Here is an 18,155-nt window from a genome sequence, read left to right as displayed (position 1 = left end):
CAATTACATTTGCTTTTTATGTCATGCGTAGCTAGCTCATAAACCAAGCAAACCATAACGGCCCGCGTGACGTTTGAAACGCAACAGCTGTACACGAAGATTCAGGTAAAAACTCGCCGCTTTCCTCCACTTCTCCGTACGTTGCATCACTAATATCATTTGTAAAACCAGCCTCGTTAAAACATTCAGGTGCACTGTATAAATTCAACGTGTAGTCCACGATAACGCGGTCAGACTCATCCGCTCCATATTCAACTTGGATAACAAAACCAAGTATAATAATAAGTATGCTTGCTACGACGCCAATTAACCATCTATGCTTCCTCACCGTTCTTCCCCCTATGTACTTTATGTCTCTTTTTGAAACAGACTTTAATTGAAAGCCTTTCACTTTATGACATGCAGTTGACACCAGTTTACACCTTCTCTTAGCATTACGAAAGCAATAAATGAATTTTCACTTCAACATATAAAAAAGCAAATACTGTTTAACCAGTATTTGCTTACTCTTCTTTCACACTTGCTTCTTACCAAATCTTCATGATTCGGATTGAATAATAATAACTGTTAACGGAGCAATTACCATTTCATTTCCATCAAAGGAGACACCGATAGATCGTCAATTGGCTCAACTCCAGCTTTTTCCCGATCCACAAGCACATTTGAAGAGGAGAGATCGGATTCAAGCAAAATGTCCGATTTCGCGTATCGCCATTTATAAAAGCAGTATATGTCTCGCTCTCATCCGTTGATTTAAGCGTATAGCCGATCACAACGTCTTCCTGCTCTATTTCAGGCGCTTCAACTAACGAGACGTGCTCTTCAATAACTGACAAACTTCCTAAACGGAATGCATTAGATGACCTTCTTAGTTGAATTAAACCTTTCGTATAGTTCATTGTATCATTGTGTATGCCCTCCCCTTCCGCCTTTGTCCAATCGAATTGATTCACAACATCCGTTGAATTATGAATAGAATTATGGATTTTTAAATGGCTCACCATGTTCGTCTTCCTTTAAGTAAAATCACTTTCCGTTTTAACATCCTGATTAAGCCACTGTATTATTAAACCTTTTTACTGGTATATCACGTGCGTATTCGCAGTAATTACGATTCCATCGATCGACTATGTAAGAAAATCTTACAATTTTATTCACATCGTTCTCTTAGCTATGATATATTATTACACAACAATCGTGGGTAAACTCAACTGTGAGGTGGAGAGGGTTGTCATACAAAGATAAAAAGGTCATTACCATTGGGATGGTTAGTGAACTAACTGGTTTAACGGAGAGAAAAATACGTTATTATGAAGAAAGAAAACTGCTTTTTCCAGAACGATCAAAGGGTGGAACACGAAAGTACTCTTTTTTAGACGTTGAACGATTAGTTGATATTGCAAACAAAATGGAAGATGGTATGCAAACTTTCGAAATAAGACGCATGGAACAAAAAGCGATTCGCAAACAGGAAGTTAGAGAAAAGATGCTCCGAGGACAGCTTAACGCTGCCTTTAATATTCGGAAATAACAGAAACAACTACGGTTTTTAACCTAGTTGTTTTTTTTTTTTTGGAATTTCCTTTTACTTCCTAACATGAAAGCGCCTGTTTTTGCAGCAAACTAATAGCAAAAAGGAGTAGAAACATGGTCAAATCTTTTTTTTCAATTTGTTTGATGCTTATTACAGCGTTCCTTATTAGTTCAACCCCTGTACTGGCGTCTAGCAAGCAGGTGGCAATCATTATTGATGATTTTGGAGGAGAAGTGAAAGGAGTCGAACAATTTTTAACTGGTGATATCCCAATCACTGCCGCTATTATGCCTTTTTTAGATCAGGCGCAAGAACAAGATAAATTAGCGTCTGAGCATGGGTTAGAAGTGATTATACATTTACCCCTAGAGCCAAAAGTAGGTAAAAAATCCTGGTTAGGGCCTAACCCCATTACTTCTGATTTAAGTGACGACGAAATTAACCATCGTTTAAATCAGGCATTGGAGCGTGTTCCCCATGCAAAAGGATTAAATAATCACATGGGTTCAAAAGGAATGGAAGACAAAAGAATAGTGACGCTAATTGTCCAGTTCGCCAAGAGAAACGGTCTTTATTTGCTTGATAGTGGAACAACACCAAAATCACTTATGCCAGAAATTGCAAATCAATACCTTGTACCTTGCTTTAAGCGAACCCTTTTTATTGATGACTCTTTGTCCTCGTATTCTTACGTGAAAAAACAGCTTCAAACATTTATGGAGACCACTGACCGCCATGAGTACCCTATTGCAATTGGACATGTTGGGGTTAAAGGGAATGAAACGTATAACGCATTAAAAGAGTCGAAACGCTTATTCTCGGAAGCCAACATCATCCTCGTTTATCCATCTCAATGGATAGCACCGCAAGTCGAAAAAGATTTTAAGCAACTACATGTAAAAAAGGAGAATCATTATGTTACGACGTTCTGAAAAATGGGCTATTGCATTAGCAAGTACACTAATCATTGGCATGCTGATTATTAAACCAGCACCAAACATGCATCGCGCGTCCATTCATCAACAATCCAATAATCATTTTAATGCCTCTGTTTCTCAAGAAGCAATCGATCACTTGCAAGCAGAAGATCTTGCTCTTACCACTAATATGATGTTTCATTCGTTTACGACAAGCTTAGAAGAATGGACAACGAGAGAGCAGCTTGACAGAAAGCTTGAAGAAGAAGTTGAACAGCATCCTTATATAGAAGGAATTGCCCTTGTAGATGGTACGAATCAAATTATTGAAAAGGCAGGTTCTTCTTTAGACCTTAACGAGTTGCCCGTTTTTACTACAACCTATAATGCGATTCAGTATTCTCTTCCATATCAAAAAGAAGATCACTCTTACATTATGGTTAAAAAGGCATTAGCATCCGGCAACACCGTTATTAGCGAAATCAATCTGGCTTTTATTCAATCATTCCTATCAAAGCACGCCATGATCGCTGATAGCGAAGGAACACTCTTTATGTCTGGCGAAAACGCCCAGGTTGACTTTAATCAACAAACAACGCTACCAGATGGCCAACAAGCAACAACCGTCCCAGGCTTAAATTGGAATATTTACGTTAATTCACAAACAAAAAGTCAAAATAACCCTATCGTCGCTGAAGAAGTCATTGTAAAACTAGCCCCCAACACAAACGTTGAGCAGTGGGCCATAAAAAACGATCATACTGTTTTAAAGGAAAATCATCCTTACGTTGTATTACAATCAACCATTGAAGAAGATGCTTATATCCAAAAGCTAAAGAGTGATGAAGCCGTTATTTTCGCTGAGCACAATTACTCTTTCGTCAATAAAGCCGTTATTCAAGAAACGAAAGTAGAACCAAATGATGAATTCTTTAAACCGTACCAATGGAATTTAGAACAAATTGACATTGAAAAGGGCTGGAATTATGCCAATGGTTCAGACACAACGATTGCAATCATTGATTCAGGTGTCGATCCAGAGCACCCAGACCTTCAAGGGAAGTTAGTAGAAGGCTACAATGCAATTGATGATACATCCAACGCAATTGATGATAATGGTCACGGCACGCATGTTGCTGGTATCGCTGCAGCGTTAACAAACAATGTTGAAGGCATCGCCGGCGTCTCTTGGCAAAGTAAAATTATGCCCATTAAAGTATTAAATACAGATGGAGAAGGCTCTTCCTTTTCTGTTGCTAGAGGGATTTATTGGGCGGTAGATCATGGAGCTGATGTCATTAATATGAGTTTAGGTGATTATTATCACTCTGATGTTTTGTACGATGCCATTGAATATGCATATAGTAAAGACGTTACACTTATTAGCGCTTCCGGTAACGAAAATACAGATGACCAAATGTATCCTGCTGCCTATCCACAGGTCATCACGGTTGCTTCTGTTAATCAAGATAAGAACCGCTCTTTCTTCTCGAATTACGGGGATTATGTAGATGTTTCAGCTCCTGGTGAGCATATCCCTAGTACGTACCTTGAAAACCAGTATATTTTATTGTCTGGTACTTCTATGGCCGCCCCACATGTAGCTGGTTTAGCGGCACTCGTGCACTCCACTAACCCTTCACTATCGAATGAGGAAATTGGAAACCTTATTTTAGGTCATGCGAATCAGCTAGGTGACGGGGATTTTAACGTTTATTACGGTTATGGAGAAATTGATGTCAACGACACACTTACATCGATTGACTAAAGATACTCTTCATGCAAAGCATTAAATAAAAAAGCGCTATTCATGAACGCTCGTACCGGTACACGGTATGTAGCGTCTTCATTGAATGCGCTTCTTTCTTTTAAAAGACATATTAGTAAACGAATTTCTTTTCATTCTTTTTGGAAAGGAACCACCTTCGCAGATGATCGCTGATGAAATTCGCACAAATACCCTTGTCTCTTTCTTTTTAAAAATGTTTCGCGACGAATAGGTCTCGGCGCGGACCATTCAACAGAATGAAGATTACTCCACTTATCATGGGTAATGTATTCCATTTTAAAATAATAAATCGATCCGGACGTATATTGTTCACATATATACTTTACTGTTTGTTTTGAGTGCATATCGTAAGGTCGCGCTCCTTTTTCTTTTTATTTTACCCAAGGATTTTCGCACTCATTCAGAGGATACTATTCTTGACGGACTCGAAAAGAGCGTTTACGATTATAAGGAGCACATGAAAATCTAACATAAAGAAGTGATACATGTATGCAAACATTACGAGATCGTTTATTAACAGACAATGAAATCGCACCATTAATCATATCTGCCGACAAGGTCGCACACGTTCAATTAAATAATCCATTGCAACACGCGTTACTTGTTCTTATTAAATCAGGATATACAGCCATTCCCGTTTTAGATTCTTCGTTTCACTTAAGGGGAATGATTAGCAAGTCATTAATTTTGGATTCTTTATTGGGTGAACATGACTTTGAACTTGATCGGTTATCAACGTTAACAGTTGGCGATTGTATGAATCAAGATGTTCCTTGCATTCGTCCAGAAGCAACATTTTCTAAAGCGCTATCGCTATCCATTAATCATCCCTTTTTATGCGTTGTCGATGATCAAAAAGCATTTACCGGGATTTTAACAAGACGTTCCATTTTAAAATTAATTAGCAAATACATGCACCAACATTAAGGCCTAAGATGGTTATTCACTTGCTTCTCTCGGCTTTTAAACATAAGTGTTAGCCCTTTTGCTGCTAAACTAGCTGGCACAACTGACGCAAAACAAACGTGATCAATCATTATTGTTCCGTCTTTTCCTTTAACAAATTGATGGGTATGTTCCCAATACGAAAAAGGAAACGGCGGATTTTCCATTTTGTCTTTAAATTCATGTGGCGGACTCTCTGAAAAAATGGTTGTTTTAAACTGAATACGATTCCCAGTGTAAGGAACTCGAATTAGAATTGAATCGCCCTCTTGTGATACATTTACAGGTGGGAAGGTTTGAATGCGCGCTAAATTATTTGGATTTGAAAAAAACGCCCAGGCCTCTTCTAAGGAAACAGGAAGGTCGGTTTTATACGTAAAGAGATAATGATCCATTTCATCCTCCTTGTTGTCATACATAAATTTCGAGCAAGATTCCCTCTAGTTTCCCTACCCTTTTTAATAAATCCATACTCGTCTTTTGCTCATCAAATAACTCTTTCGTCAAAAGATCCATCTCTTGATTGACCACTTGTACGAGTTGATGCTGTTTAAATTGACCAAATTGATGACTTGTTCTTACTGACACATGGTAACTGTCATTTAATACGTGTTTTAAACAGTCCTCTAATGAACGACGAAAAGACGTCAATGCGCCGTAGGACCGCTGGTTAACTAAATCCGTCCCTTGCGCCTTTAAATGGTCAATCTTCTCGAATAAACTGCTGAGGGCCTGCTGCTTTAATTGTTCTTGAAAGCGCTCCTTTTGATTTACTGAACCATTGCTTTTTGTTTGTGCGTGTCTGGCCGGTAAAGAGCTTGTACTTTTATTAATATGCTTAAGTTCAAACAAGACATTTCTCCCCAATCGTCCTCAAATCGAATGCTTAAGAGGCTAGCTCTATACTTTTTTCTGAAAGAATGGTAAAATAGAGTATTCATTCGCAAGACCTCCTAACTAACTGGAGGTGTCAGAATGCTTTTTTACACACACTTAACATCTAAATACTATTATGAAGTAACAATGAGCAAAATCAATCACTATTTACACGATTACCGGGTAAAGCATGATTGTGCACCTACGATAAACGATTTGTCTCTCGCCACTGGAATACCGGAAGAAGAGATATTAGAGTGCATGGAGTTTGCGAATGAAACTCACTACTTGATCTAAGCCGTCCACATTTGTGAATGGCTTGTTTTCATTATTGTTTAGCGGTTGTTTTCACAATTTCTATAATGACCTGAGCAATTTTAGCTAGTGAATGAACAGCAATGCGTTCATTGGTCGTATGAATTTTTTCGTAACCAACGGATAAATTAATTGTCGGTATACCAAAGCCAGAAATAACGTTTGCGTCACTTCCGCCTCCACTCGCCCGCATGGATGGTGTTAAACCAAGGGTAGTAATGGCTTCATGGGCAATCCGAACAACTTCAGCATCTTCGGATTCTTTATACCCTGGGTAAGAATAAGTAATTTGAACCTCACATGACGTGCCCATTTCTTTTGCTGCATTTTCAAATGCTTGTTTCATTGCGGATACTTGTTTTTCAAGTTTGGCTTTTTCTAGAGAACGAGCTTCAGCCGTAATTTCTACATAGTCACACACAATATTGGTTTGCGAACCACCTTCAAATCGACCAATGTTTGCGGTCGTTTCGCGATCAATTCGGCCAAGAGGCATTTGCGCGACTGCTTTTGATGCTACTGAAATGGCTGAAATTCCTTTCTCTGGCTCAACACCTGCATGAGCTGTCTTTCCAAACACTTTCGTGACAAGTTTCGCTTGAGAAGGCGCTGCAGTAATCATGCCTCCCACTTCCCCATCGCTGTCAAGGGCATAGCCGTATACAGCACGGAGCAATTTCTGATCAAGCGCTTTTGCCCCAACTAAGCCTGATTCTTCCCCAACAGTAATAATAAATTGTATATCACCATGTTGAACTTCTTTCTCCCTTAAGACTCGAATGGCTTCCAGCATTGCTGCAATACCAGCCTTATCATCTGCACCGAGAATAGTCGTTCCATCTGTTCGTATGTATTCGTCTTCAACAATCGGTTGAATGTTTTTTCCCGGAACCACCGTATCCATATGAGATGTAAAATAAATCGTTTTAATCTCTTCAGTGCTTGTTCCTGGCAACGTACAAATTAAGTTGTTTGCACCGTGACCTGTTTTTTCTTGCGCCTGATCTTCTTCCACCTTTAAACCTAAATCGGAAAATTTCTTTTTTAATAAAGCTGCAATTTCTGCCTCATGTTTCGTTTCAGAACTGACCTTAACCAATTCAATAAATTCATTGACGATTCTCTCTGTCATCGTTTCTTCACTCCAATAACCATAATCACTTCTATCATAACGAATATTGCCGCACATTTCATGTTTGGTGCTCACACAATTCAATCAGTACATCGCTTGTACACGCCGGTTTTATAAAATTAATCCGCTTTCGATTACTACCTGTCTTCGCCTTTTCATAAATAAATTCGTAGCCATTCTCTTCTAAACAGTTTTGTAGAGACTGTAAATCAGAACTTAGAAGCGCTAAATGGTGAAAACACGGAGATGCACGTCTCGCTAAGTACCTTTGCAAGGAACGATTCTCAGGAAACGGTAAAAGTAGTTCAATTGAAAAGGATTTGACTTGCACATGGTAAACCGTCACTTGCTGTTCATGCACAATTTCACAATTTCCTTCTGCTAGAGAAAAAAGCGAATAAAATTGAGATACTTCCTCTTTTGATTTTACAACATATGCAATGTGATCTAATTTAATATCAAGCATAAAACACCTCTTGTTGCTTTCCAGGCAATCAGTTACACTATCAGTAGAATAGTGTGAGTGGGGTGAAGACTATGCCACGAAAATTTCAACGATTAATTATTTACATTATGATTGCAACACTCGTATTAGGGGGCGTGTTTACCGCAGCTGCCGGTTTAGGCATGTTCTAATCATACCTTTAAAGTAGACAAGCCAGGCGGAGTCCATTGAGATTTCCGCCTGAAGCATGTGTGTGGTCATATCCTTATTTCTTCAACAAGTTAAATTGCTTCCCTAACGCCGAAAAGCTTTTTGTTTCTTTCACTACAATCACTTTACTTCCAATCTCTACTCTTTCATATACATACTCTACAGAAGAATTCTCTAAGCGAATACAGCCTAACGAAGCGTTGTAACCTATGGAATGCGGTTGATTTGTTCCGTGTAGTCCGTATGTACGCCCATTCGTTCCATTCGCATCAAAGCCAATCCACCTGCTGCCAAGTGGGTTCCGTTTATCGCCTCCAGCTATATTCTTTTTACGATAGTAAGGATGCTTTGCTTTAACAAGCACATGGAATTCACCAAGAGGTGTTTCTTCTCCTTTTTTTCCACTTGCAACCGGAAACACATCGCTTATACGGTTCGCTTCAAAGATTGCCATTTCATTTGTTTGGACATTCACAATAACCGCTGCTTTTTCCACTGGAAATTGTTCTGGAAGTAAAGTTGATAGCATAATAAACGTAAACAGAAAAAAAGACCATTTCACATTTGTCACCCCTATGAAGTTGAACTCCATTTAGGGTTTGCTCAATGATCTCTTTTTATCCGATTTTTGCACCCAAAGCGCGTCTTTTGTCTTTAAATATTGTTCAAATTCAAACACAATTAAAAGAAGGGAAGACCGACTTTCAAACTCTTCTCTTGTTTTTGGAAGCGGCATATTCCGAAATTCGGTGCGCATTTCTTCTAACTGCAAGAGAAAATAAGCAACTGAATTGGTAGGACTAACTGCGCGTGACAGCTCTTCTAGAAAATTCGCGACCTTTTCTTGCTGAGGGACTGACCCATTAATTCTTGTTAAGTGTGGCATTAAACGTTCAATGATCTCAAGTTGCTTTTCGCGCATTGAAAAATAATGATAATAATGATTTTCTTCTGATAAGAGATGATTTTGCATTGAAACAAAGGCAACTTTCTTACTTTCCTTCAACACTTTATCTAACTGAGGAAGTTCATTTCCATCCCAATTGCTTTCACCTGCACGTATGTAGATCGAAAGCTGCTTCAACGTTGCCTTAAGCAACTCTTCAACTTGCATACGTCGCTGTCGTAATAGTTTATCTTTAGAAGGCATATATAAATTCATCACTAGTGCCGTTCCAATCCCAATAAAAATAAGCTGTAGCTCATTCCAATAAAAGCTGATAGACGTCTCACCAACAACATATAAATGCATAACGATAACAGAACTCGTTACAATGCCATCGCTTGCTTTTACGAGTAAGACAACTGGGATAAAGAGCAAAATAAAGAGTGCTGCAGCAACAGGGGTGTAACCGAGTAATTCAAACAAAACTGAGCTCATTATTAGTCCGATGATACAAGCAATAAAGCGCGCCCATGATACAAGTAATGAATTTCTACGGGTGACCGAAATACAAAGAATGGTAATAATCGCCGCAGAAGAAGCAAAGTTTAATTCAAGTAACTGCGCTATGGAAAGTGAAATCAATACACCGATCGCCGTTTTTAATGTTCGATAGCCAATTCTAAATTTCATGATACCCCTATCTCTATAAGTAGTACGCTTAGTTTATCACGTTACAAGATTAAAAATCTATTTTGAGTCGTTTTTTGCGCGAAACGGGCAAGCGCCTGTAATTGGTACACAGTCATCTCCAATAAAAAACTGCTTCCATTCCCGGTGATCTACATCACCATAATGGCTTATATCAGGATGTTTCGGTATTTGATCCCACGCCTCTACCCTTTTCCGAACAGCTTCTCGAGAGTTATGACCTTTAGGCTCAGTCCCCTCTAAACCTTGAAAAATTTCTCGAGGTTGAAAACCGATGACCATACTTTGCCCTAAATCTCGTGTAATACGCTGCTTATATGCAGGTGTATTGGCAAAAGCAAACATGGATTGACCATTAAAACAAAATGACCACAAATGGTGATTCGGATCACTCGGTGTATGAGCTGGCCATACACTTTCATCTTTATCATTTAAGTATTGCAAGATATCCCAAAAATAGCGTCGATAGTAATCCAAGGTTTGCTCCTGTTCTTCAGGCTCGATAAACACAAAAAGTCCACGCCGAATAAGCGGTCGTTTCGCCATTAAAGATTGAAATGCTGTTAATGTACTCGGTAGTGACGTCCAATCAGCATGCGATAAAAAGGAATAACGCAACTCACCTTTGCGCTCTCCTTTTTGTCCAAAAAAACATGGAAAAGTTTGATCCGTCACAACATTACTGTATTGTTCGTAACTTTCGTTCACCCAGGCTGGTACAGCATCCGAACGCATGTCTTCAGTCGTTAATAAGCGTGATGCTTTCATATAGAACCCCTCCTTTAACATTCCTATTCATCTTATGAAGCCCTAACAGAATCTAGACACTTTTTTACAAATAAAGCATGTCTAAAATCGTCTACGCCCACATTATTATAAGAATAAAGCATGTCTGTTGTGTAAGGAGAGTGTTCTTAAATGCCCGCTTTTCTCTCGGCGTTTATTCTAGGTTTATCGTTGGCCGTCCCCGTAGGTCCAATCTGTTTAGCCATTCTAAAAAAAGGTGTTTCTCACGGTTTTCTTCCTGCCTTATTTATTGGTATTGGCGCAATTCTTGCTGATCTTCTTTTTATGATCATTATTTACTTTGGCTTAGCGCAGTTTATTTTTATGCCTTCTGTACAAATCATTCTCTATGTATTTGGGGCTGCTCTTTTAATTTATCTGGGCATCGAGTCGATTAATAAGCGAAAGACTGCTCTTCAACGTTCGAGCAGCCTCACAGCACCAATCTGGGCATCGTTTTGGACAGGGCTATCCATTGCCTTGTTTAACCCAATTAATTTAATGTTTTGGTTTGGCATTTTTGGCTCCACATTGGCAGAGTTAATGACTGAACAATCAGGATCATTTATCTATTACATCGGTTTTTTATTTACTGGCATACTTGTATGGAACATTAGTCTCTCGTTTCTTGCTTCATATTTTGGACAGTTCCTTAGTCAGTCGCTTTTACCAATTTTAAATGTTATCGCTGGCCTATGCTTATTACTGTTTGGCTTTCATTTCGCTTTAAAGCTTGCAGAGGTGGTGTTCTAACCCCTTCATCTTCAACAGCTGTCGTTACCTTAAGGGGTAGATAAATATGAACTATTGTCCCTGTACCAGCCTTTGTTTTAATTTCCATGCGACCGCCATGAAGTTCAGCAATTTTGTGGCAAATCATTAAACCTAAACCAGTCCCTTTTTCTTTTGATGAAAAAAACGGCTGGCCTAATAAGTAAAGACGATTCGGGGAAATACCTACGCCTTTATCAATAATTTGAACACAGAGTTGATTTTGTTCCGACGTCACTCGTATTTCAATGGTTGATGTTTTTTCACTAGCGTCAACAGCATTTTCAATTAAATTTAAAAAGAGTAAATCTAATTCTTCCTTGTAACCGTTAAAATAAAACGACTCTGCGCTTGAAATAGCGACTGGGTTATGTTGAGTCAATGCTTGTATTTCGTCTTTTTTCATGAAAGATTGTAAATAATCATTCATTTCAATTGTTTCGCTTGGTTTCATCCCTTTTTGCTGCGCAAGAAAAACATAATCATTAATAATTTTTTCCATTTGTTCGAGTTCTTCATCAATAACAGCTAGCTGACTCTCAGGTATTGTTTTCATTTCCTTGTATAATTGCATAAACCCCTTGATAGTCGTTAATGGATTTCTAATTTCATGTGCCATACTCGCTGATAAACGGGACGCAACTTTCATTGCTTCCTCTCGTTTCTTTGACGAGCGATGTGATTGCTTCAATACTGAAATATATAGCTTTTTTCCCTCAATATGAACAGGGAGGATGGCACACATCGTATAAAGTAGACTGCCTTCCCCATTAATTAACTTAACAGGTCTAAATAAAATCTCCTCTTGTTGATTGCGAACGGATTCCTTAATGAGCTTTAATTCTCTCGCTTGGATATGTTGGCGCAAGGGTCTTCCAGTAAGAAGCTGTTCTTCTTCCTCTACACCTAAATAAAGATGGGCTGCTTTATTTGCGTAATGAATGGTCATATCGTCATGTAAAATGTAGCATTCATTTGATAGCTCTAGTATATTAATCAGTTCGTTGCGCGCGATTAATTGCTCCACCCGTTGTTTGGCATTAATGACATCAAATAAAATATAGCCATAATAGGTAATAATTCGAACTTCATATTCTGTATGCTGATAGTAAAACGTAATCACTTGCTTTTTCATGTCTTTAGACATTAATTCCTTCGGAACAAAACTCCAGATGGAATCATGTACATCTAAAAATTCACGACCGACAGCACTTCCATCGATGATTTTGCCATCTTCGTCTGTAAGCCATCTTAATTTCTTTGTATAATCCTTTGTCACTAAACTTAGTCGGATGTCTTCAGTCTTGTTATCAGCCTCGAAAGTATAGAGCATGTAATCTTGATCTAATACCGCATGCTTAATGGTTAAATGGATGGGAGAGTGATTTGTTTCGAGAACCCATTCTTCCATTGATTGATAACTTAAAATTGTGGACATCGGAATTTCATCGTTATGATTACTTAGCTTAGCTAATTTATTAAAAGCTACATTCCGCATGATGATGACGTCTTCATAAATAACACATTGCGGTGCGTTTGACTGATTCAGTAATTCTTTAATCATCGCCTTCATACGTGCCGTCGATGCGATTGACTATCTCATCGACATAAAACCCCCTTTTCATTCTTGACATATTCCAACAATTGATTCTTTTTTTCTTTTTAAATTCCTCCTAAATAACAAATTTTACGAACAGAACTTGTTGACAAAAAAAGCAAAAGAACGACAAGAAGACCCCCTTTTTCGCTAAAGTTCTTTATGTTTTTTTCTTTTTAACTCTTTTTTGACATTGTCAAAACTTTTCGTTTAAAGCCGTTCGTTTTTTGAACAAAGAGTAGGTATGTTACACTAACACTATCTAAAGAAATGGGAGTGAGTACATGAGTCAGTTAGAAAAAGCAACGTTTGCTGGCGGCTGCTTTTGGTGTATGGTTAAACCATTTGATCAATATGAAGGTGTGGAGTCTGTCATTTCTGGTTATACTGGCGGTCATACGGAAAACCCCACTTACAAAGAAGTTTGTAGCGAAACAACTGGACATTTTGAAGCAGTTCAACTAACATTTGACCCTTCTCTTATTTCCTACGAAACGATTCTTTCTTTGTTTTGGCAACAAATTGATCCGACAGATCCAGGTGGACAATTCCACGATCGCGGCGATTCGTATCGAACGGCGGTTTTTTATCATAGTGATGAACAAAAAAGAATGGCTGAACAGTCAAAGCAAGCATTAGAAGATAGTGGTAAATTTTCAAAACCAATTGCAACACTCGTATTACCAGCGAAACCGTTTTACCCTGCCGAAGAATACCACCAAGATTATTACCAGAAGAATGCATTTCATTATCAACTCTATCGCAAAGGTTCAGGGCGAGCAGACTTTATTGAACGACATTGGAAAGGGGATCCATCATGACAAACAACTCAAACGATCAGTTAAAAAAGAAGCTAACACCTATGCAATATCACGTTACACAAGAGAATGGAACAGAGCCACCTTTTAAAAACGACTATTATGATCACGAAGAAGATGGTATTTATGTGGATATTGTCTCTGGTAAGCCATTGTTTTCTTCCAACGATAAATACGACGCAGGTTGCGGGTGGCCGAGCTTCACAAAACCAATTGAAGAAGAAGAGATTCTTGAAAAAGAAGACCGTAGTCATTTTATGGTACGGACTGAAGTTCGTAGTAAAGAAGCTGACTCCCACCTTGGTCATGTTTTTCCAGATGGTCCTGGAGCTAATGGTCTTCGCTATTGTATTAATTCTGCTGCGCTTCGATTTATTCCAAAAGACAAACTGGATGATGAAGGCTACAGTGTTTACAAAAAATTATTTTCGTAAAACGAAACACATTTCTTGCTAGACTAAGAGTGAAGAGCGTAAACGATTATGAGTCCTTTTCCGGCTTTGGACTCGTATAATCGTTTACGCTTTTTTTGTTGCTTTTAGCGATCTTTCCTTGTCTACTTCGACTAGGTGATCTTCCTGCCGGTCTTAAAAACAGCGGCAAGTTCAATCGACCATACCGATCTTTTTATATGTTTTCGTTAAGTTTCTTGTCGTTTTTTGGTATGATAGATTTGGGTTATCAATCTTGGGTAAAGGAATGGTGAAAATGAAAACGCGTACAGAAAGAGATACAATTGGAGAAATTCAAGTTCCTGCCGATAAATACTGGGGCGCACAAACACAAAGAAGTTTGGAAAACTTTAAAATTGGTACTGAAAAAATTCCGTTTGAAGTGGTTCGTGCTTTTGCAGAATTAAAAAAAGCAGCCGCAATTGTAAACGGTAAGTTAAAAGGTCTACATCCGCAAAAGGTTGAAGCCATTACATATGCCGCTGATCAAATTGTCGCTGGTGGATTAGAGGATCACTTCCCGCTTGTTGTTTGGCAGACAGGAAGCGGTACACAGTCGAACATGAATATGAATGAGGTCATTGCCTATCTAGCAAACGGTTATTTAAGTGAACAAGGCTATAACGATGTGACCGTTCATCCAAATGATGATGTGAACCACTCTCAAAGCTCTAACGATACATTTCCGACTGCGATGCATGTTGCGACAGTCATTTTCGCTGAGACTGAATTAATTCCAGCTTTAAGACAGTTTAAACAAACGCTTGAAGCAAAAGAACAAGAATTTTCGGATATCGTTAAGATTGGTCGTACCCACTTGCAAGATGCGACGCCTTTAACGTTCGGTCAAGAAATTAGCGGTTGGAAACATATGCTGACTACTTGCTCAACGATGATTGAACAGTCTCTTGATCACGTTCGTGCCCTTACAATCGGCGGAACAGCTGTTGGTACAGGCTTAAATGCACCTATCGGCTTTAGTGAAGAGGTCTCAGCGCAACTTAGCGAGCAGATAGGCTTTTCTTTTAAAGCGTCTGAAAACCATTTCCACGGGTTAACAAGCCATGATGAGCTCGTCTATTTCCATGGAGCACTTAAGGCACTTGCAGCTGACGCTTTTAAAATCGCTAATGATATCCGTCTTCTAGCAAGCGGTCCACGTTGTGGTATTGGCGAAGTAATCATTCCTGCAAATGAGCCAGGTAGTTCCATTATGCCAGGTAAAGTCAATCCAACTCAAAGTGAAGCACTAACAATGGTTGCAGCACAAGTACTTGGAAATGATGCTGCTATTGGTTTTGCAGCAAGCCAAGGACATTTTCAATTAAATGTCTTTAAGCCTGTTATTATATACAATGTCCTTCAATCCATGCGCCTATTATCTGACGGCCTGAATAATTTCCATGATAAGTGTCTCATTGGATTAGAAGCAGACAAAGCAAAAATGGATCAGTTGCTAAATGAATCCCTTATGCTCGTAACTGCATTAAATCCGCATATCGGCTATGAAAATGCTGCTAAAATTGCCAAGAAAGCTCACGCTGAAAATACGACATTAAAAGAAGCGGCAATAAGCAGCGGTTTGTTAACTGAAGAGCAATTTAACGAATATGTTGTACCAGGTAATATGATTTCTCCTAAATAATTAGTTGACGCTCCTTCTTTATAGGGGGCGTTTTTTCTATTAATGATCCCATACAGCTTTATATCGAGTAGCTTCAAATAAATCGTCTAAAGATACGTTGAAAAATTGCGCGATTTTTTCCGAGATTAATGCATTGACTTGCCTTTTGCCTGATTCAATTTGCGATAAGTATCCGGCAGAGATTCCTACTTGTTTGGACACTTCTTCTAAGCTAAAGCCTTTTTGAATGCGCAACATTCTTAGTCGACTCTCACCCATTCTCTTTCCCTCACTTTCTATAGTCACATCACTTCATCGTACGTATAACGCACAATATATTTATTCGTTTTTAAACGCTTCACTTCCACAAGTGGCCCTATTTCATAGCCATTTTCCCAATTGTCTTCCAATTTCGCTTGAATACACTTTGCTTGAAATTTTGATCGAAATACCTCTCGATAATAAATCCAATGAGGTCTTTTAGATTTCATACGGACTCCTCCATTAACCATTCATGATGGATATTGGTAAAAATAGTTTATCCTTAATCATTCATTTTATCATAGAACTGTCAAAAAAACGGAGACTCCCTCACTTTCACAAAAATATGGTAAACTAATGTATGAGAAGACCTTAGAAAGGAAGTTATTCATGGCGAACATCGAAGGCAGTATAACAGAAGCAACGATTGAAAGTGAACAATTACAGTGCACCATTTCATTATCTGTCTATCTACCAGCAAATTATACACCACTAAAATCTTACCGGTTAATGATTTGTCAAGACGGACAAGATTTCTTTCGCTTTGGACGTGTGCACCGGCAGGTAGATTCATTAATAGACGATTTAGACATTGAAGAACTTATCGTTGTTGGTGTTCCATACCCAAGTGTAGCAATGAGACATACTTGGTATCACCCTAATAATGAGACCCATGTAGCCTATACACGATTCCTAGCGTGCGAACTACTTCCTTATTTAGAAAAAAACTACAGTGTCGAACCATTGGCAGAAGCACGTATGTTGGCGGGAGATTCATTGGCAGCAACGATTTCCTTGCTAACTGCTTTAGAATATCCTACATTATTTAAAAAGCTTTTATTATTCTCCCCTTATGTCAATCAAGTGGTTGAGGATAAAGTAAGTCAATTCAAGAAAAAAGACATCTTATCCATTTATCACATTATTGGCAAAAAAGAAGATGTTGTCAAAACGACAGACGGAAAAGAAGCAGATTTCTTAACACCTAACAGACAACTAAAAGAAGTATTCCACAACACACCTTTTCACTACACGTACGAAGAGTTTGATGGTGATCATACGTGGACTTACTGGCAGAACTATCTTTCCACTGGATTAAAATCGTTGTTTCCATTATAAAGGAGGTATGATTAATGCTTAATTACGGAATTGTTCTTTTTCCATCAAAACCCTTTCAAGACACAGCTAACGGATTAAGGCGGCGTTATGATGCCCATTATGCGAACATCCCACCTCATATTACGTTAAAAGAAAGTTTCTCAATAAGCAATGAGGAATTACCAAAAATGATTCACATGTTACGAGATATTGCTCGTCAATGTTCACCAATTGATATTCATGTGTATAAGGTAGATACATTCTTTCCACAATCAACTACCATTTTCTACAAACTAAAAGAAAACAAACAGCTTTCTTGGTTGAACGAGAAGCTTTATCAAGAACCGTTTCCGACTGATCGTGCGCATTCAGTCTTTATACCCCATATTACCATTGCACAAAAGCTACAGCAGGCAGAACATGATGATATTGTAGGTCAACTTAAAATGATTGATGTGTCTCATCAAGAGACCATTGATCGTATTCAACTTCTTTACCAACTCGATAACGAGTCGTGGACTGTTTATGAAACATTTCTTTTGCAAGGCCAGTCAACATGATTGAACACATTGATGTACAAGTTGCTACTAGTGAGTCGCTACAAGCACAGTGCTTCGAGATTAGAGAAGACGTGTTTATTAAGGAGCAAGGCGTGGCTGCACAGGTAGAAAGAGACGAGCATGATAAAACCGCTACCCACCTTTTACTTACAGCTAACCAGAAAGCTATCGGTGCTGCTCGTATACGAATGGTAGGCAAGGCAGGAAAAATTGAACGAGTAAGTATTTTAGAACCTTATCGCAATAAAGGATATGGGGAACAATTGATGAAAAAAATAGAAGAAGTAGGTTTCGCAAAAGGCGTAGATGAATTGGTGCTAAACGCTCAAGAACCGGCTCTTGCTTTCTATTTACGACTTGGCTACTTAAAGACATCAGAGCGTTTTTTTGAGGCGGGTATTCCTCATTTTTCCATGAAGAAAGGAAGATGA

25 protein-coding genes are annotated in these 18,155 nt (G+C 38.6%); 13 read left to right on the top strand and 12 right to left on the bottom strand.

The features are described 5' to 3' along the window. Positions 1-31: 31 nt before the first annotated feature. Together PQ477_RS16710 and PQ477_RS16705 are read right to left on the bottom strand one after the other, a co-directional pair. Positions 32-328, bottom strand: a complete 297-nt coding sequence (locus tag PQ477_RS16710; RefSeq protein ID WP_035394118.1) for a hypothetical protein — start codon at positions 326-328, stop codon at positions 32-34. Positions 329-596: 268 nt separating this feature from the next. Then, positions 597-1,004 (bottom strand): hypothetical protein, encoded by a 408-nt coding sequence (locus tag PQ477_RS16705; RefSeq protein ID WP_035394120.1) that lies wholly within the window; start codon positions 1,002-1,004, stop codon positions 597-599. A gap of 224 nt (positions 1,005-1,228) precedes the next feature. Here PQ477_RS16705 and PQ477_RS16700 point away from each other — a divergent pair, with 224 nt between their 5' ends. From PQ477_RS16700 to cbpB, 4 genes are all read left to right on the top strand, one after another. Next, a complete protein-coding gene (locus PQ477_RS16700; protein WP_035394121.1) occupies positions 1,229-1,531 on the top strand; it encodes a MerR family transcriptional regulator in 303 nt (100 codons plus the stop codon). 116 nt (positions 1,532-1,647) lie between these two features. Then, on the top strand, positions 1,648-2,466 hold the full coding sequence (locus tag PQ477_RS16695; RefSeq protein ID WP_274272513.1) for a divergent polysaccharide deacetylase family protein: 819 nt from the start codon (positions 1,648-1,650) through the stop codon (positions 2,464-2,466). After that, entirely contained in the window at positions 2,450-4,219 is a 1,770-nt protein-coding gene (locus PQ477_RS16690) for a S8 family peptidase (protein WP_274272512.1), read from the top strand. Before PQ477_RS16695 ends, PQ477_RS16690 begins: the two co-directional genes overlap by 17 nt. Before the next feature lie 510 nt (positions 4,220-4,729). Beyond that, the gene (gene cbpB, locus PQ477_RS16685) at positions 4,730-5,167 is read left to right on the top strand and encodes a cyclic-di-AMP-binding protein CbpB (RefSeq protein WP_035394123.1); all 438 of its coding nucleotides are present in this window, start codon (positions 4,730-4,732) and stop codon (positions 5,165-5,167) included. Here cbpB and PQ477_RS16680 read toward each other — a convergent pair. After that, positions 5,164-5,580: an SRPBCC family protein gene (locus tag PQ477_RS16680; protein WP_186370766.1), complete on the bottom strand. Its 417-nt coding sequence runs from the start codon at positions 5,578-5,580 to the stop codon at positions 5,164-5,166. The genes cbpB and PQ477_RS16680 overlap by 4 nt on opposite strands. 16 nt (positions 5,581-5,596) lie before the next feature. Beyond that, the gene (locus PQ477_RS16675; RefSeq protein ID WP_035394127.1) at positions 5,597-6,037 is read right to left on the bottom strand and encodes a DUF327 family protein; all 441 of its coding nucleotides are present in this window, start codon (positions 6,035-6,037) and stop codon (positions 5,597-5,599) included. Between the two features lie 123 nt (positions 6,038-6,160). Between PQ477_RS16675 and PQ477_RS16670 the strand changes: the two genes are divergently transcribed. Further along, positions 6,161-6,358, top strand: coding sequence for a hypothetical protein (locus PQ477_RS16670; RefSeq protein ID WP_035394129.1), 198 nt, complete (start codon positions 6,161-6,163; stop codon positions 6,356-6,358). Between the two features lie 31 nt (positions 6,359-6,389). On the opposite strand, the gene PQ477_RS16665 is transcribed toward PQ477_RS16670, so the two are convergent. Both PQ477_RS16665 and PQ477_RS16660 read right to left on the bottom strand, forming a co-directional pair. Continuing rightward, positions 6,390-7,508 (bottom strand): M20/M25/M40 family metallo-hydrolase, encoded by a 1,119-nt coding sequence (locus tag PQ477_RS16665; RefSeq protein ID WP_035394131.1) that lies wholly within the window; start codon positions 7,506-7,508, stop codon positions 6,390-6,392. A gap of 58 nt (positions 7,509-7,566) precedes the next feature. Further along, entirely contained in the window at positions 7,567-7,974 is a 408-nt protein-coding gene (locus tag PQ477_RS16660; RefSeq protein WP_035394133.1) for a VOC family protein, read from the bottom strand. Positions 7,975-8,045: 71 nt separating this feature from the next. On the opposite strand from PQ477_RS16660, the gene prli42 reads away from it, so the two are divergent. Further along, the gene (prli42, locus tag PQ477_RS16655; RefSeq protein WP_152980813.1) at positions 8,046-8,144 is read left to right on the top strand and encodes a stressosome-associated protein Prli42; all 99 of its coding nucleotides are present in this window, start codon (positions 8,046-8,048) and stop codon (positions 8,142-8,144) included. Positions 8,145-8,218: 74 nt separating this feature from the next. On the opposite strand, the gene PQ477_RS16650 is transcribed toward prli42, so the two are convergent. The 3 genes from PQ477_RS16650 to PQ477_RS16640 are packed head-to-tail and all read right to left on the bottom strand — an operon-like array spanning position 8,219 to position 10,525. Beyond that, a complete protein-coding gene (locus PQ477_RS16650) occupies positions 8,219-8,725 on the bottom strand; it encodes a L,D-transpeptidase (protein WP_274272511.1) in 507 nt (168 codons plus the stop codon). 30 nt (positions 8,726-8,755) lie between these two features. Further along, complete coding sequence (locus PQ477_RS16645) at positions 8,756-9,739, bottom strand: aromatic acid exporter family protein (protein ID WP_274272510.1); 984 nt, start codon at positions 9,737-9,739, stop codon at positions 8,756-8,758. 57 nt (positions 9,740-9,796) lie between these two features. Further along, complete coding sequence (locus PQ477_RS16640; RefSeq protein ID WP_035394137.1) at positions 9,797-10,525, bottom strand: YqcI/YcgG family protein; 729 nt, start codon at positions 10,523-10,525, stop codon at positions 9,797-9,799. A gap of 150 nt (positions 10,526-10,675) precedes the next feature. Between PQ477_RS16640 and PQ477_RS16635 the strand changes: the two genes are divergently transcribed. After that, positions 10,676-11,296, top strand: coding sequence for a LysE family translocator (locus tag PQ477_RS16635; protein ID WP_035394139.1), 621 nt, complete (start codon positions 10,676-10,678; stop codon positions 11,294-11,296). On the opposite strand, the gene PQ477_RS16630 is transcribed toward PQ477_RS16635, so the two are convergent. Next, positions 11,226-12,887, bottom strand: a complete 1,662-nt coding sequence (locus tag PQ477_RS16630) for a sensor histidine kinase (RefSeq protein ID WP_274272509.1) — start codon at positions 12,885-12,887, stop codon at positions 11,226-11,228. The two genes, PQ477_RS16635 and PQ477_RS16630, sit on opposite strands and share 71 nt — an antisense overlap. Before the next feature lie 308 nt (positions 12,888-13,195). On the opposite strand from PQ477_RS16630, the gene msrA reads away from it, so the two are divergent. The 3 genes from msrA (at position 13,196) to fumC (ending at position 15,826) form a co-directional block, all read left to right on the top strand. After that, positions 13,196-13,732 (top strand): peptide-methionine (S)-S-oxide reductase MsrA, encoded by a 537-nt coding sequence (gene msrA, locus PQ477_RS16625; protein WP_144558790.1) that lies wholly within the window; start codon positions 13,196-13,198, stop codon positions 13,730-13,732. After that, the gene (gene msrB, locus PQ477_RS16620; protein WP_035394146.1) at positions 13,729-14,163 is read left to right on the top strand and encodes a peptide-methionine (R)-S-oxide reductase MsrB; all 435 of its coding nucleotides are present in this window, start codon (positions 13,729-13,731) and stop codon (positions 14,161-14,163) included. Before msrA ends, msrB begins: the two co-directional genes overlap by 4 nt. A 274-nt stretch (positions 14,164-14,437) precedes the next feature. Then, positions 14,438-15,826 (top strand): class II fumarate hydratase, encoded by a 1,389-nt coding sequence (gene fumC, locus PQ477_RS16615; protein ID WP_035394148.1) that lies wholly within the window; start codon positions 14,438-14,440, stop codon positions 15,824-15,826. A gap of 39 nt (positions 15,827-15,865) precedes the next feature. Here the strand turns inward: fumC and PQ477_RS16610 are convergent, their stop codons facing one another. Both PQ477_RS16610 and PQ477_RS16605 read right to left on the bottom strand, forming a co-directional pair. Further along, positions 15,866-16,084 carry a helix-turn-helix domain-containing protein gene (locus tag PQ477_RS16610; protein ID WP_038479087.1) on the bottom strand — a complete coding sequence of 73 codons (219 nt, stop codon included), beginning with the start codon at positions 16,082-16,084 and terminating at the stop codon, positions 15,866-15,868. Positions 16,085-16,107: 23 nt separating this feature from the next. After that, positions 16,108-16,296 (bottom strand): hypothetical protein, encoded by a 189-nt coding sequence (locus PQ477_RS16605; protein ID WP_035394150.1) that lies wholly within the window; start codon positions 16,294-16,296, stop codon positions 16,108-16,110. A gap of 160 nt (positions 16,297-16,456) precedes the next feature. Here PQ477_RS16605 and PQ477_RS16600 point away from each other — a divergent pair, with 160 nt between their 5' ends. The 3 genes from PQ477_RS16600 to PQ477_RS16590 are packed head-to-tail and all read left to right on the top strand — an operon-like array spanning position 16,457 to position 18,155. After that, positions 16,457-17,185: an alpha/beta hydrolase gene (locus tag PQ477_RS16600; RefSeq protein WP_144558789.1), complete on the top strand. Its 729-nt coding sequence runs from the start codon at positions 16,457-16,459 to the stop codon at positions 17,183-17,185. Between the two features lie 14 nt (positions 17,186-17,199). Beyond that, positions 17,200-17,724 (top strand): 2'-5' RNA ligase family protein, encoded by a 525-nt coding sequence (locus PQ477_RS16595; RefSeq protein WP_274272508.1) that lies wholly within the window; start codon positions 17,200-17,202, stop codon positions 17,722-17,724. After that, complete coding sequence (locus PQ477_RS16590) at positions 17,721-18,155, top strand: GNAT family N-acetyltransferase (protein ID WP_035394154.1); 435 nt, start codon at positions 17,721-17,723, stop codon at positions 18,153-18,155. Before PQ477_RS16595 ends, PQ477_RS16590 begins: the two co-directional genes overlap by 4 nt.

This window comes from Shouchella hunanensis (assembly GCF_028735875.1).
GTDB classification, from domain to species: domain Bacteria; phylum Bacillota; class Bacilli; order Bacillales; family Bacillaceae_D; genus Shouchella; species Shouchella hunanensis.
Note: the sequence above shows the minus strand (reverse complement) of the source record. Positions and strands in the feature narration are given on the sequence as shown.

Excerpts from the sequence above, each read along its gene's own strand:
- PQ477_RS16630 (WP_274272509.1), bottom strand. The coding sequence starts at position 12,887 with ATGAAGGCGATGATTAAAGAATTACTGAATCAGTCAAACGCACCGCAA.
- PQ477_RS16665 (WP_035394131.1), bottom strand. The coding sequence starts at position 7,508 with ATGACAGAGAGAATCGTCAATGAATTTATTGAATTGGTTAAGGTCAGT.
- PQ477_RS16690 (WP_274272512.1), top strand. The coding sequence starts at position 2,450 with ATGTTACGACGTTCTGAAAAATGGGCTATTGCATTAGCAAGTACACTA.
- PQ477_RS16595 (WP_274272508.1), top strand. The coding sequence starts at position 17,200 with ATGCTTAATTACGGAATTGTTCTTTTTCCATCAAAACCCTTTCAAGAC.
- msrA (WP_144558790.1), top strand. The coding sequence starts at position 13,196 with ATGAGTCAGTTAGAAAAAGCAACGTTTGCTGGCGGCTGCTTTTGGTGT.
- PQ477_RS16645 (WP_274272510.1), bottom strand. The coding sequence starts at position 9,739 with ATGAAATTTAGAATTGGCTATCGAACATTAAAAACGGCGATCGGTGTA.
- PQ477_RS16695 (WP_274272513.1), top strand. The coding sequence starts at position 1,648 with ATGGTCAAATCTTTTTTTTCAATTTGTTTGATGCTTATTACAGCGTTC.
- PQ477_RS16680 (WP_186370766.1), bottom strand. The coding sequence starts at position 5,580 with ATGGATCATTATCTCTTTACGTATAAAACCGACCTTCCTGTTTCCTTA.
- PQ477_RS16660 (WP_035394133.1), bottom strand. The coding sequence starts at position 7,974 with ATGCTTGATATTAAATTAGATCACATTGCATATGTTGTAAAATCAAAA.
- msrB (WP_035394146.1), top strand. The coding sequence starts at position 13,729 with ATGACAAACAACTCAAACGATCAGTTAAAAAAGAAGCTAACACCTATG.
- PQ477_RS16635 (WP_035394139.1), top strand. The coding sequence starts at position 10,676 with ATGCCCGCTTTTCTCTCGGCGTTTATTCTAGGTTTATCGTTGGCCGTC.
- PQ477_RS16670 (WP_035394129.1), top strand. The coding sequence starts at position 6,161 with ATGCTTTTTTACACACACTTAACATCTAAATACTATTATGAAGTAACA.
- PQ477_RS16590 (WP_035394154.1), top strand. The coding sequence starts at position 17,721 with ATGATTGAACACATTGATGTACAAGTTGCTACTAGTGAGTCGCTACAA.
- PQ477_RS16605 (WP_035394150.1), bottom strand. The coding sequence starts at position 16,296 with ATGAAATCTAAAAGACCTCATTGGATTTATTATCGAGAGGTATTTCGA.
- fumC (WP_035394148.1), top strand. The coding sequence starts at position 14,438 with ATGAAAACGCGTACAGAAAGAGATACAATTGGAGAAATTCAAGTTCCT.
- prli42 (WP_152980813.1), top strand. The coding sequence starts at position 8,046 with ATGCCACGAAAATTTCAACGATTAATTATTTACATTATGATTGCAACA.
- PQ477_RS16640 (WP_035394137.1), bottom strand. The coding sequence starts at position 10,525 with ATGAAAGCATCACGCTTATTAACGACTGAAGACATGCGTTCGGATGCT.
- PQ477_RS16705 (WP_035394120.1), bottom strand. The coding sequence starts at position 1,004 with ATGGTGAGCCATTTAAAAATCCATAATTCTATTCATAATTCAACGGAT.
- cbpB (WP_035394123.1), top strand. The coding sequence starts at position 4,730 with ATGCAAACATTACGAGATCGTTTATTAACAGACAATGAAATCGCACCA.
- PQ477_RS16600 (WP_144558789.1), top strand. The coding sequence starts at position 16,457 with ATGGCGAACATCGAAGGCAGTATAACAGAAGCAACGATTGAAAGTGAA.
- PQ477_RS16610 (WP_038479087.1), bottom strand. The coding sequence starts at position 16,084 with ATGGGTGAGAGTCGACTAAGAATGTTGCGCATTCAAAAAGGCTTTAGC.